Raw genomic sequence first — 11994 nt, forward strand, 5'->3', positions numbered from 1 at the left:
GCCGCGGGCGGCTCGTCGAGGCATGGTCTAGCTGTAGGGGATGGCGAAGGGATCGCCCCCGGTCGGGATCGACGGGAAGTTGGTATTGTCGACGATCACGATGTCATAGGGATATTTCGTCCCCTTCGACCATTGCCCGATCACCAGCGGCGTCAGGCTGCAATTCGGCAGCGGCCCGGTGCCGAAGTTGACGTGGCCGACGATGGTGTCGAGATCGGTCGCCGCCAGCGCCGTTTTCACCGACTCCGTGTCCATCGGGTCCTCGGCCCGCTTGAGCACGTCGAAGACGACCTCGAACAGCGAATGGCGGAAGCCGAGCGGCTGCGACCATTGCCGGCCGCTCGCCTTCTCGTAGGCCTGCGCCAGTTGCATCGAGCTCTGCCCGGTCATCGAGGACGAGAAGGGCGAATTCGACGACCACCAGACCTCGGTCGTCAACCCGTTGGCACGCTCGCCCAGCGGCGCGATCGCCATCGGGAATTCCAGCGCCTTGCCCATGTAGACCGACTTGGGCTGATAGCCCTGCTGGGCGCAGCCGTTCCAGAAGGTGGTGAATTCGGGCGGCGGCACGACGCCGGTGACGATCTCGCAACCGGCCGACTTGAAGGCGCCGATCTGGCTGTTGTAGTTGCTGGCCGGCATGTCGAAACGGCCCGGATCGGTGACCTTGAAGCCCGCGCCCTCGATGATCGGCGGGAAACCCTTGGACTGCGCCAGCCCGTCGCCGTCATTGGGCCACAGCCCGCCGACAAGGCCATTGGTGTCCAGTTTCTTCCAGTAGGGCAGCAGCGCCTTCACCAGCTCGTCGCCCGAGAAGAAGAAGTGATAGGTGTAGTCGAAGCCCTTCTTCGGGTCGCCGTGGCGGCCGAAGAAATAGGGCTCGAGCGGGGCGTCGTTCGAGACGCAGGGGATGCCGTTGAGCTCGCACTGGTCCGAGACCGGGTTGACCGTCTCGGGGGTGGCGAAGGTGGCGATCAGGCTGACGCCCTCGTTCAGGATCAGGTCCTGCGTCACCTCGGCCGCCCGGTTCGGGTTCGACTGGCTGTCGCGCACGATGATCTCGTAGGCATAGGACTTGCCGCCCGATTTCACCTGGCCGCCATAGGTCGCCTTGACCTGGTCGAGCACGAAGGGAATGTGCTCGGTGAAGAAGGCCAGCGGCCCGGTCTTGGGCATCACCAGGCCGATCTTGATCGTGTCCGTCGCCGCCAGCGCCGGGGCCATCCCCCCCAGGCTCGCCGCGCCGATGGCCGCCATCCCCTTGAGGACGCTGCGCCGTTCAAATCCGGAATTCGAAGCCATGTCTCCTCCTCTGCCGCCATCTGACGGGCGGCCGCGTCATCGCGTCTTTTCACTCCCTGATCCCCGTCTTGACGCGGGGCTGGCAGAAAGGCTGGCGCAAAATTAGTTTGTCGTCAAACTATTTTTGCTGGGCACCGCCCCCGCGATGCGCTAGCCTCCGGGCCGGGACAGAGGGCGGCGAGGCTCGCAGAGGCCGAAAAACGCCGCACAGGCTGAGGGAGGAGACGGATGGCCGGAGCGTTGGACGGCAAGACCTGCATCATCACCGGCGGGGCCGGCTCTCTCGGCGCGGCCACGGCCCGGCTCTTCGCTACCGAAGGTGCCCGGCTGATGCTGGTCGACCGCGACCGGGCGGCGCTCGACGCCGTCGCGGCGGAGCTGAATGCCGAGGTCGCCACCTGCGTCGCCGATGTCTCGGATGCCGGCCAGACCGCCGCCTATGTCGCGGCGACGCTGGAGCGGTTCGGCGGCCTCGACGTGCTGTTCAGCAATGCCGGCAATTTCGGCACGGTCGCGCCGATCGCGGAGTATCCCGACGAAGACTTCGACGCCGTGCTCGGCGTGCATGTCCGCGGCGCCTACCTCGCCTGCAAGCACGCCGCGCCGCATATGGCCAGGGGCGGCAGCATCGTCATCACCTCTTCGGTCGCGGCCACCCGCGGCGATGCCGGCGTCTACGGCTACATCACTGCCAAGCACGCCCAGATCGGGCTGATGCGCTGCCTCGCCAAGGAACTGGCGCCGCGCGGCATCCGGGTCAACACGATCCATCCCGGCCCGATCGACAACGGCTTCCAGGCCAATGTCGAGGCCGGGCTGAGCGTCGAGCTTGGCCGCGACGCCACCGCGTTCTTCGACGAGCTGATCCCGTTGCACCGCCACGGCCGCCCCGATGAGGTCGCGCGATCTGTCCTTTATCTTGCCTCCGACCAGAGCAGCTACACGACCGGGGCGATGCTCATGGTCGATGGCGGCATGAGCACCTGACTAGCGAGGAGCGGATGGCAAGGACCGGCGACAACGGCAGGACAGAGCGCGAGATCGATCTCGGGCCGCTCGACGGCCTCATCGGCTTCAACCTGTGCAATGCCCAGGAAGCGGCCTTCCGCGCCTTCGCCCGCAATGTCGGCGCCGGGGGCCTGAAACCCGGCCGTTTCGCCGCGCTGAAGGTGATCCACTGCAACCCCGGCCTGACCCAGATGGACCTGGCCCGCGCCATCGCCCGCGACAAGTCGACGGTGACACCGCTGATCCAGGACCTGCAACGCCACGGCCTGATCGAGCGCAAGCCCGCCAAGGAGGACCGGCGCCGCAACACCCTTCGCCTGACGGCAGCAGGCGAAGAGACGCTGTGCGAACTGATGAGGCACGCCCGGGAACACGATTGCCGCCTCGACGCCATCGTCGGCGAGCACAAGGCGCTGTTTCTCGATTTGCTGCATCGGGTCGCCAAGGAGATATGATCCAGCCGCCGCGCCTCGCGGATGGCCGAGATACCTGAGCCAAGCGGCCACTCGCCAGCGGCTGGGGAGCCCCGCGCCGGATTTCCGCGACTGTCGGCAACATGGTCTCCCGGCAACAACAGCCAAACCGGTTGCAAACCGGGTCCTTCCGCCCGGCGGGGCTTGCATCGGTTGCCAACGGGCGTGCCGCGGCCGGGCCGCGCGCGGTTCGCGAGGCCGGCGACCATGCGCTGACGTGAACCTCTTGCTGGCGACGCGAGGCCGGGAATGTCAGTCCAGGTCCGGCGCCAGCAGGATGCCGTCGAAGAATCCGCTCAGTTCCGCGCGGCCGTCGAGCGGCAGGATCTGGGCGATGTATTGATCGGGGCGCACCACGATCATGCAGCCCTGTTCCCGGTCGATCCCGCGCAGGTCGAAAATGTCGCCCCGCCCCTTGTGATCGACGCAGAAGACCTTCTCGTGATCGTGCAATCCCAACCGGCCTTTCACTGGCCTGAGCAGCGGCGGCATCCCTTCGCAGGCAAGCGCGTCGAAGCTCTGCTGGAAAACGGCCCGGATGTCGATCACCGCGTCGATATCCTCGTCGGGCCGCGTGAACCTCAGGACGGGGGACTGCGGATCGGTCTCGAGCCAGGTCGCGAGCCTGTGCAGTGCCGAGCCGGGCGCGCCGCCGTCCCCGCTGCCGGCGAAAAGATAGAGCCGCCAGCGGCCATCGGCTTCGGCGACATGGCCAAGCTGCATCCGCATCGCATCGGCAACGCGCACCACCGGGGCCGAATGGAACCGCCGCCCGATCTCCTGCCCGCTGGCCAGCGCCTGATGGGTCGGCGCCCCGGTCAGGGCGGAAGGCTGGTATTGCACCGCGAGACCCTGCGTGAACTCGAGGTTCTCGATGAACTGCTTCTGGATCCGCGGCATGCCGGCGCCGTCGAGTTCGCTTTTCCCGGGCGGCGCCGACATGATCCGGGCCCATGCCTGATCGGTGTCGATCAGCCGCTTGGCCTCGGCCCGGCGCTCTGCCGAGTAGCTGTGCAGCAGGCTTGGCGCGGCGCGGCCGCGCAGCACATGGGCGAGCTTCCAGCCGAGGTTGAACGCATCCCCCATCGAGACGTTCATCCCCTGCCCCGCCTTCGGGCTGTGGGTGTGGCAGGCATCGCCGACGGTGAAAACCCGCGGCGTGCGGGCCGTGGCCTCCTCTGCCGGCACGTCGTCGAACCGGTTCGAGAGCCGGTGACCGATCTCGTAGATCGACCACCAGACCACCTCTTTCACGTCGACCGCGTAGGGCCGCATGATCCGGTTCGCCGCCGCGATGATGTCTTCCCGGCCAAGGTTGCGGCTCGACACCCGCTCGTCGGGATTGAGCTTGTCGAGCTCCACATACATCCGGAACAGGTAGCCGCCCTCGCGCGGCAGGATCAGGATGTTCCCCTCGCGCGCCGAGGCGACGAGGCATTTCTGGCGCACATCGGGGAAATCGGTATTGGCAAGGATATCCATCACGCCCCAGGCCTGATGCCCGGCATCGCCCTGCAATTCCCCGCCGATCGCCTTGCGCACGACCGAGCGCGCCCCGTCCGCACCGACGACGTAATTCGCGCGCAGGGTCCGCGTCGCGCCGGCATTCACGCCGGTATTGACCAGCGTCACCGTGACCGGGTGATCCGCGGTCGCGGTGTCGATGCTCAGGTCCTGCAGCGCCCAGCCATAGTCGGGTTCGAGCCGCGCGGGCGCGTTGCGCATCACCCCGAGGAAGAGCTCGTGCACCCGGGCCTGGTTGAGCAGGGTATGCGGCATTTCCGAGCTGTCATCGGGCACGTCCTGCACGCGGCCGACCCGCCGGATGTGGTCGGGATTGTCGGGATCGGGCATCCAGAAGGCGGTCTGGTTGACCCAGTAACTCTCGCGCTTCACCATCTCGGCGAAACCGAAGGCCTGAAACATCTCCATCGTGCGGGTGTTGACGCCATCGGCCTGGCCCTTCTCCATCGGGCCCGGCTTGGGCTCGACGATCATGGTCTCGATCTCGGGGAATTGCGAAAGCTGCGCGGCCAGGCAAAGGCCGGCCGGGCCGCAGCCGGCGATGAGCACATCCACCTGCTCGGGCAGAGGCGCGTGCGGACCGCGATCGCGCCGGCAGGGCGCGGCCGGCCTGAGATCGGGATCGCCGCCGCGAAAACCGTCGAGATAGAATTGCATCGCATTTCCTCCTCGCAAAGCGGGTGGCATCGGCACCGCGCCCGAATGATATCTATACTTATCATGCTCCCACAAGAAAATAAGTATTCATATTATATTGCATAACTAACTGATAACCATTACAGTTATCGCATTTCCGCGACCCGCCGGAGGTTGAAGTGAAAGCCCATGGCATGGCCGGACATCTGATCCGGCGCCTGAACCAGATCTCGACACAGGTCTTTGCAACGCGCGTGCAGGAGGCTGGCTTCGACCTCACGCAGGTCCAATTCGCCGCCATGGACGCCATCGCCACCCATCCCGGCATCGACCAGGCCGGGGTGGCGGCGCTGATCGCCTATGACCGGGCGACGATCGGCGGGGTGATCGACCGGCTCGAGCAGAAGGGGCTGATCGAGCGTAGCATCGCCAGGCACGACCGCCGGGCGCGCTCGGTCCGCCTGACCGCCCGGGGCGAGCGGGTCTTTGCAGAACTCCTGCCCGTGGTCACGCGGCTTCAGGACGAAATCCTGTCGGCCCTCGCCCCCGACGAGCGCACCACCTTCCTGAGCCTGGCGAGGAAGGCGGTCGGAGAGATCGCGGAATAGGGCACAAACGTCCGCCGCATGGCTAGGCAGCTCAGGGGCGTGGCGGGCAGGCCGGGCGCCGCCCTATGCAAGCGCGTTCCAGAAATCCTGCGCGGCGGGGCCGAGCTTTCGCCCGGGATTGCAGATCATGCGCAACGCGCGCCGGACCGTCGGGTCGGCGGGACGCACGAAGCCGAGCCCCCCGCCGAGGATCGAGGCCACGCCCTCGGGCAGGATCGTCGCGCCGAGCCCTTCCCGGACGAAGGAAAGCAGGGCCGTCGTGTTGCGCGCCTGCAGGGTGCAGGCGTCGCGCCTCTCGGCGACGTGGCGATCGGCGACCAGGGCACAGAGCGGGTTGGCGATCAGCGGTTCCAGCCCCAGCAGGGACCAGCCGGGACGAGCCTCCCCCTCAGCCAGCGCCCGGTCGATCCGCCCCCCTTCGCGATACACGATACCCAGCGCGTCCTGCGCCACCGCGACCCCGTCGCCCGGGTCGTCCGCGGCCGCCGTCAGGATGCCGATATCGGCCTCGTCCAGCCGCACCCGCCGCCGGACCGAGGCGCTGTCGACGTCGCTGATCTCGAGCCGGACCTCGGGATGGGACTGGCGGAACTGCACAATCGCGCCCGGCAGTAGGGTGGCGGCGACCGACGGCACCGCGGCGACCCGCACCGTCCCCGCGACCGAGGCCGTCAGGCGCCGGATCGTCTCGGTGCTGCTGTCGAAGACATCCGTCGCCCGGACCGCCTCGGCGAGGACGAGCTCGCCGAGCTTCGTCAGCCGGTTCTTGCGCTCGGTCTCGAACAGCGGCGCGCCGATATCGGCCTCGAGCTGCGCCAGCGTCATCGAGACGGCGGAGGGCGTGCGCCCCAGGATCGCCGCCGCCTCGGCCAAGGCGCCCCGGTCCGCGACGACGCGAAAGACACGCAGCATTTCCAGCTTGATCGCCATTTCAGGAAACCTGAATTTCTCTTCAACATTTCCAAATTGATTGAAATTTCTGCCCCTGTCTAGGATCGGGCATCCCTGAGGGAGGCTGCGATGGCACAGCGAAGTGGCGCCGGTATTGCCGGGCGGTGGCGGAAGGGCGCGGGTCCCGGCAGGACCGGCCAGGCCACGGCGGGAGCGCGGGCATGACTCCGCTGATCGACGGGCTGCAATATGCCAACTGGTCGGAAAGGATTTTCCGCCAGATGCGCGCCGGCGGGGTGGACGCGGTCCATGTCACCGTCACCTATCACGAGACCTTCCGCGAGACGGTTCAGGTGATCGAACGCTGGAACCGCTGGTTCGAACGCTTCCCCGAACTGATCTTCCCGGGCCGCAGCGCCGCCGACGTGACCCGGGCGCGCGAAACCGGCCGCACCGCGATCTTCTTCGGCGCGCAGAACCCGTCCTGCATCGAGGACGATATCGGGCTGGTCGAGGTGCTGCACACGCTGGGCCTGCGCTTCATGCAGCTGAGCTACAACAACCAGTCGCTGCTGGCCTCGGGCTGTTACGAGGACGACGATACCGGCCTGACCCGCATGGGCCGCGCGGTGGTGGCCGAGATGAACCGCGTCGGGCTGGTGGTGGACATGAGCCATTCGGGCGAACGCTCGACGCTGGAGGCAATCGAGCAGTCCAGCCGCCCGATCGCGATCACCCATGCCAACCCGGCCCGCTGGCACCCCGCGCGGCGCAACAAGTCCGACACCGTGCTGCGCGCGCTGGCCGGGAGCGGCGGCATGCTGGGCTTCTCGGTCTACCCGCATCACCTGAAGGGCGGCAGCGCCTGCCGCCTGCAGGGCTATTGCGAGATGATCGCGCGCACCGCCGATCTGATGGGGATCGAGCGGGTCGGCATCGGCACCGACCTGTGCCAGGACCAGCCCGACAGCGTCGTCGAATGGATGCGCGTCGGGCGCTGGACCAAGGCGCCGGATTACGGCGAGGGCAGCGCCGACGCCCCCGGCTTTCCACCGATGCCGGACTGGTTCGCCGACAACCGCGATTTCGGCCGCATCGCCGAGGGGTTGCGCGCCACCGGCATGGACGCGGCCGAGGTCGCGGCCGTGATGGGCGGCAACTGGCTGCGCTTTTTCGAGACCGGCTTCGGCGCGGCCGCGCCCGGCCGGACCTGACAGGGCGCGCCGGGCGGGCTAGACTTCCGCCCGGCGCTTACTTTCCCCACGCAAGAGGGCGGATCGCAGGATGCAGAGCGCAGAGCACACGGCCCCCGGGGCCCGACCGGTCGCCCCCCGCCCGCCCGAGAATGTCATGCGGCTGGCGCGGATGGGGGCGGCCCACCCGACGCGGCTGTCGTTCCTGCGCGTGATGCTGCGGCGGATGACGGCCGGGGACTGGCGCTTCGACCGGCCGCTCTGGGAGGTCGACGCGCAGGGCGTCGGCCGCGCCGTCTACCGCGCCATCGGGCCGGAACGGAGCTACAGCCTGGTCGCCTTTGCCCACGACCTGCCGGACGAGAGGCGCTCGGACCGGGTCATCGCCACCGCCTGGGACGCGACTTTCGCGCTGTTCGACGGCACGCCCTCCGCCGCCGATCTCGACCGCCTGCAGGCCAACGTGCCGCTGCAGGAAGCCGGTCGGGTCAGCGCCCGGGAACTGTCGCTCAGCCGCGCCAACCGCTCGGTCCGGCTCTGGTCCCATGTCGTCGACAACCTCGCCGCCGGCCGCCAGCCGGATCGCGCCGAGATCGAGGCCGTCGGCTACCTGATGCGGACGACGGCGGTCTACGGCTCGGGCAAGTTCGGCGCCGCCGACCGGCGCGACATCGCCGGGCGGCCCGAGCTGGCCGCGCCATTCCAGGCCGAGATGCTGTCGGTCTGGCTGACGCGGCAGTTCACCGTCGACATGGTCGAGCATCTCGCGGCGGCCCGGGGCGGCGGCGCAGCGGTGCGGCTGGCCCCCGGGCTCAAGCGGGACCTCGGCGTGGGCAACTCCACCGGCCTCGGCATGGCGCCGTTCCTCGTGCGCCACCCGGTGCTGCTGAACAACTGGATGGAAGCGCGGGAGACGGCACTGGCCCGTGTCCGCGCCCTGCCCGGCGCGACGCCCGAGGCCGTCGACCGGCTGACCGCCGCCTTTGCCGCGGCCCGCGCCACCGTCGCCGGCTGGCACTCGGAGCATCCGCTGCAGATCGGCAGGCTGGCCGAGCTGCGGGCCGACCTCGACCGCATCGGCGCCCGGCTGGAAACCTTCCCCGGCCCGGCAGAGCGGCCGTGGGACGCGCTCTGGCGCTGGGGCGAGGCGGCGCTGAGCCCGGAAGGGCAGGCGCTGCTGCTGGCGCTGGTGATCGAGCCGCATGGCGCCCTGGTCGACGACCTCGCCGCGACGATGAGTGCGGACGAGGCCGCCGCCTTCCCCCTCGACGGCGCCATGTCCGTCGGCTGCCTGCGGGCGATCCTGAAAGCGCGTTACGACTGGGCGCTGGCGATCGACTTCGACCGGCCCGAGAACCGGGCCCGGTTCTGGTACGTGTCCGAGGAGAAGCTGGAACCCCGGCTCGGCGCGCGCGCCACCGACGCCGGCGCGGACCGGGAACAGCCGCTCTGCACCGCGCGGCTGGCACAGGCGCTGCACACCGATCTGCGGGACTGGCCGGACGACGCCACCGTCGCCGCCTTCCTGCTGGCCCGGCCCGCGCATCGCTTCATGCTCCGCCGCGCCCAGATCGCGGACCGCCACCCCTATGCCGAAGTCCGCGACAACCTGATCGGGGCCGAGATGCTGCCCATCGACCTGATGCGCTGCAAGCTGGCCTTCTTCGGGGCCAGCCATTTCGACCCGCGCTCAGACAAGTGGGTGCGCATCAGCCTGTTCCAGGGCGCGCCCTATCCGCTCGACCGGCCGCTGGAGGCGCAGACATGAGGGCCGAGCCCGACGATCCGCTCCGGTCGGGGTCGTCGCTGTCCGACCCGCCCGGCCGGGTGCGCCTGTCGCGCAACGAGCTCGAGGCACTGTGCCTCAAGGCCGCGCGCGGCGCCGGGATGAGCTGGGGCCATGCCGAGGAGGCGGGCTTTGCCGCCGGCTGGCTGTCGGCCCACGGTCTCGACGGCGCCGCGGCCCTGCTGGCGGTTCTCGCGGCCGGGAGCGGAAAACCATGGCGGGCGCTGTGCCCGGTTGTGACGCCGGGACGGTGGCGCCCGGCGGGTCCCGGCCCGCTCTGCCCCGTCGCCCTGGGCGCGGCCCTGCTCGACCATTGCGAGCTGCCCGAGGGCCGCCTGGACGGCGGGCTGACCGTCGGCCCGGTCTGCCGACCGCTCGTCGTGCTGCCCTTCCTGGCCGCAAGCGCGGCGCGGACGGCTCGGCCGGTCGGCGTGGACTGGGGCACCGGGTCGCTGACCCTCGACGGGGACGGCGCGATCTCGGGCGACATCGAGCACTTGGCGGCGCTGGCCGAGGGCACGCTGGTGCTGTCGCCCGGCACCGCCCCGCCCGGTCGGCCCGCGGCGCAGGGGACGCCGGGCTGCGGCCGCGAGACGCTGGCCCGGCTCGACGCCCTGGCGATGCGAACCACCGTCCCGCCCTCCGACCGTTCACGCGCCGATGCCGGCGGTGGAACGAGCGACAACGACTGAAGGCCAGGCAGGCAATCAGGCACCCGAGCGGGACGTGCAGACAAAGGGGAGCAGCACGATGCAGATAGAGATCGCCGAGATCGAGACGATGACCGCCCGGGCCCTGACCGCGCATGGCGCCGGCGTCTGGCAGGCCGGAGAAGTCGCCCGCGCCGTCGCCCGTGCCGAAGAGACCGGCAACGTGATCTGCGGCCTCTACTACCTCGAAAGCTACTGCCGCCAGCTCGTCTCGGGCCGGGTCGATGGCCGGGTCGAGCCGCAGGTCGCCCGGCCCCGACCCGGCGAAGTGAACGTCGACGCGCGCTTCGGCTTCGCGCAGCCCGCCTTCTCGCGCGGGCTGCCCGAGGCGGTCGCGGCGGCACGGCATTGCGGCATCGCCCGCCTCGCCATCTGCCATTCCCATACCTGCACCTCGCTCGGCTTCTTCACCGAGCAGATCGCCGCGGCCGGCCTCATCGGCATCGGCGTCACCAATGCCTCGGCCATCGTCGCCGGACCGGGCGGCAAGACGCGGGTGATCGGCACCAACCCGATCGCCTTCACCCTGCCCGGACCGGACGGCCCCGCGCTGCATGCCGATTTCTCCACGGCGGCCGTGGCGCTTGGCAAGATCACCATGGCCAAGGCGGCGGGCGAGGCGATCCCGCTGGGCTGGGCCGTCGATCGGGACGGCAAGGCGACGACCGACCCGGCCGAGGCGCTGGCGGGATCGCTGGTGAGCGCGGCGGGCTACAAGGGCTGGGCGCTGGGTCTGCTGGCGGAGTTCCTCGCCGCCGGCATGACCGGGTCGGTGAATTCGCTCGACGTCCGCGGCCTGAAGGCAGAGACCGGGCCGCCGCACGATCTCGGCCAGTTCTACATCCTCATCGACCCTGCCGGCCAGGCCGCCGCCCTGGCCGACCGCATCCGCCGCGTCGCCGATGCCATCGCCGACGATCCCGCCGTCCGCATCCCCGGCAGCCGGCGCGAAACGCCGGCCTCCGTCACGGTCGCGCCGACGCTCTGGGCCCTTGTCCGGGAACTTGCCGAGGGCGGCGCCGGGCCGGAGCGGGCCTAGCTGTTGCTTTTCAGTCGGTTAACTTGGTCGCGGAGGTTGCCCGAGTGTGGCGGCGCGCGGTCTCGCACGGCTGACGCGGCCGGGCTGGAGCACAGGCTTCAGCGCCGCTTCAACCCGTCGACGAAGATGTCCAGCAGCCGCGTCACCGATTGGCGCCAGTCGGGCTGGTCGCGCATCGAGCACAGGCCGACCAGCGCGCGCAACACGTCCTCGGCCGCGACGTCGCTGCGCAGCGCGCCCGCCGCCACGGCCCGGTCGAGCAGCATCCCCGCCGCCGCGTACATCCGCCCCGTCGTATAGGCGAAAAGCTCCTGCTTGCCCTCGGTCGCCAGCGCCAGCGTCGCCAGCATCCCCTTCTTGGTCGCCACCACGTCGACGCCCCGGTGCAGCCAGTCGCGCAGCGCCGCGACCGGGTCCTCCGCCGCCGCCAGCTCTTCGGCCAGATCGGCCAGCTGATCGACATCGCGGCGATAGACCGCCTCGAACAGCGCATCGCGGGTCGGGAAATGGCGATAGAGCGTACCGATGCCGACGCCGGCGCGCCGCGCCACCGCGTCGAGGCTGGCCTCGGGACCGCCGTCGCGGAAGATCTCGGCCGCCGCCGCCAGCAGCTTCTCGCGGTTGCGCAGCGAATCGGCCCGCGGCTTGCGGCTTGCCTTGGCACTCTCCTGCCCCATCTTCTCCGTCACATCCTTTCCAGACAGCGCGAAACGGGCGCGAAACGCCCCCTCTTGCAAAGCGGAGGCATCCTCCGTATAACAGAGCCACGCGACAACCCCAATACCAGCGACCCTTTCCCTGCGACGACCCGGCCGCCCCTTTCC

The 11994-nt window shown here is 69.7% G+C and carries 11 protein-coding genes; 7 read left to right on the forward strand and 4 right to left on the reverse strand.

Annotated elements, in window-relative coordinates:
• Window positions 1-27 precede the first annotated feature (27 nt).
• On the reverse strand, window positions 28-1302 hold the full coding sequence (locus ACFOES_RS10430) for an ABC transporter substrate-binding protein (protein WP_377833211.1): 1275 nt from the start codon (window positions 1300-1302) through the stop codon (window positions 28-30).
• A gap of 228 nt (window positions 1303-1530) precedes the next feature.
• Here ACFOES_RS10430 and ACFOES_RS10435 point away from each other — a divergent pair, with 228 nt between their 5' ends.
• A complete protein-coding gene (locus ACFOES_RS10435) occupies window positions 1531-2289 on the forward strand; it encodes an SDR family NAD(P)-dependent oxidoreductase (protein WP_377833212.1) in 759 nt (252 codons plus the stop codon).
• Window positions 2290-2303: 14 nt separating this feature from the next.
• Window positions 2304-2765: a MarR family winged helix-turn-helix transcriptional regulator gene (locus ACFOES_RS10440; protein WP_377833213.1), complete on the forward strand. Its 462-nt coding sequence runs from the start codon at window positions 2304-2306 to the stop codon at window positions 2763-2765.
• Window positions 2766-3035: 270 nt separating this feature from the next.
• Here ACFOES_RS10440 and ACFOES_RS10445 read toward each other — a convergent pair whose 3' ends face one another.
• Window positions 3036-4964, reverse strand: a complete 1929-nt coding sequence (locus ACFOES_RS10445) for an FAD-dependent monooxygenase (RefSeq protein WP_377833214.1) — start codon at window positions 4962-4964, stop codon at window positions 3036-3038.
• Between the two features lie 173 nt (window positions 4965-5137).
• Between ACFOES_RS10445 and ACFOES_RS10450 the strand changes: the two genes are divergently transcribed.
• Window positions 5138-5551, forward strand: coding sequence for a MarR family winged helix-turn-helix transcriptional regulator (locus ACFOES_RS10450; RefSeq protein ID WP_377833215.1), 414 nt, complete (start codon window positions 5138-5140; stop codon window positions 5549-5551).
• 63 nt (window positions 5552-5614) lie between these two features.
• Here ACFOES_RS10450 and ACFOES_RS10455 read toward each other — a convergent pair whose 3' ends face one another.
• Window positions 5615-6481 carry a LysR family transcriptional regulator gene (locus ACFOES_RS10455; protein ID WP_377833216.1) on the reverse strand — a complete coding sequence of 289 codons (867 nt, stop codon included), beginning with the start codon at window positions 6479-6481 and terminating at the stop codon, window positions 5615-5617.
• Between the two features lie 182 nt (window positions 6482-6663).
• On the opposite strand from ACFOES_RS10455, the gene ACFOES_RS10460 reads away from it, so the two are divergent.
• The 4 genes from ACFOES_RS10460 (at window position 6664) to ACFOES_RS10475 (ending at window position 11170) form a co-directional block, all read left to right on the forward strand.
• A complete protein-coding gene (locus ACFOES_RS10460; RefSeq protein ID WP_377833217.1) occupies window positions 6664-7656 on the forward strand; it encodes a membrane dipeptidase in 993 nt (330 codons plus the stop codon).
• A gap of 70 nt (window positions 7657-7726) precedes the next feature.
• The gene (locus ACFOES_RS10465) at window positions 7727-9403 is read left to right on the forward strand and encodes a hypothetical protein (RefSeq protein ID WP_377833218.1); all 1677 of its coding nucleotides are present in this window, start codon (window positions 7727-7729) and stop codon (window positions 9401-9403) included.
• Window positions 9400-10113: a DUF3726 domain-containing protein gene (locus tag ACFOES_RS10470; RefSeq protein ID WP_377833219.1), complete on the forward strand. Its 714-nt coding sequence runs from the start codon at window positions 9400-9402 to the stop codon at window positions 10111-10113. The genes ACFOES_RS10465 and ACFOES_RS10470 overlap by 4 nt, the downstream gene beginning before the upstream one ends.
• Window positions 10114-10171: 58 nt before the next feature.
• Window positions 10172-11170: an Ldh family oxidoreductase gene (locus tag ACFOES_RS10475; protein ID WP_377833220.1), complete on the forward strand. Its 999-nt coding sequence runs from the start codon at window positions 10172-10174 to the stop codon at window positions 11168-11170.
• A 98-nt stretch (window positions 11171-11268) separates the two neighbouring features.
• Here the strand turns inward: ACFOES_RS10475 and ACFOES_RS10480 are convergent, their stop codons facing one another.
• The gene (locus ACFOES_RS10480; protein ID WP_377833221.1) at window positions 11269-11859 is read right to left on the reverse strand and encodes a TetR/AcrR family transcriptional regulator; all 591 of its coding nucleotides are present in this window, start codon (window positions 11857-11859) and stop codon (window positions 11269-11271) included.
• Window positions 11860-11994 lie beyond the last annotated feature (135 nt).

It is taken from the genome of Acidimangrovimonas pyrenivorans, from assembly GCF_042643245.1.
In the GTDB taxonomy this organism is placed as follows: domain Bacteria; phylum Pseudomonadota; class Alphaproteobacteria; order Rhodobacterales; family Rhodobacteraceae; genus Acidimangrovimonas; species Acidimangrovimonas pyrenivorans.

Bases quoted from the DNA above. Each gene is read 5' to 3' on its own strand.
- ACFOES_RS10475 (WP_377833220.1), top strand. From the start codon at position 10,172: ATGCAGATAGAGATCGCCGAGATCGAGACGATGACCGCCCGGGCCCTG.
- ACFOES_RS10435 (WP_377833212.1), top strand. From the start codon at position 1,531: ATGGCCGGAGCGTTGGACGGCAAGACCTGCATCATCACCGGCGGGGCC.
- ACFOES_RS10445 (WP_377833214.1), bottom strand. From the start codon at position 4,964: ATGCAATTCTATCTCGACGGTTTTCGCGGCGGCGATCCCGATCTCAGG.
- ACFOES_RS10470 (WP_377833219.1), top strand. From the start codon at position 9,400: ATGAGGGCCGAGCCCGACGATCCGCTCCGGTCGGGGTCGTCGCTGTCC.
- ACFOES_RS10450 (WP_377833215.1), top strand. From the start codon at position 5,138: ATGGCCGGACATCTGATCCGGCGCCTGAACCAGATCTCGACACAGGTC.
- ACFOES_RS10455 (WP_377833216.1), bottom strand. From the start codon at position 6,481: ATGGCGATCAAGCTGGAAATGCTGCGTGTCTTTCGCGTCGTCGCGGAC.
- ACFOES_RS10465 (WP_377833218.1), top strand. From the start codon at position 7,727: ATGCAGAGCGCAGAGCACACGGCCCCCGGGGCCCGACCGGTCGCCCCC.
- ACFOES_RS10460 (WP_377833217.1), top strand. From the start codon at position 6,664: ATGACTCCGCTGATCGACGGGCTGCAATATGCCAACTGGTCGGAAAGG.
- ACFOES_RS10430 (WP_377833211.1), bottom strand. From the start codon at position 1,302: ATGGCTTCGAATTCCGGATTTGAACGGCGCAGCGTCCTCAAGGGGATG.
- ACFOES_RS10440 (WP_377833213.1), top strand. From the start codon at position 2,304: ATGGCAAGGACCGGCGACAACGGCAGGACAGAGCGCGAGATCGATCTC.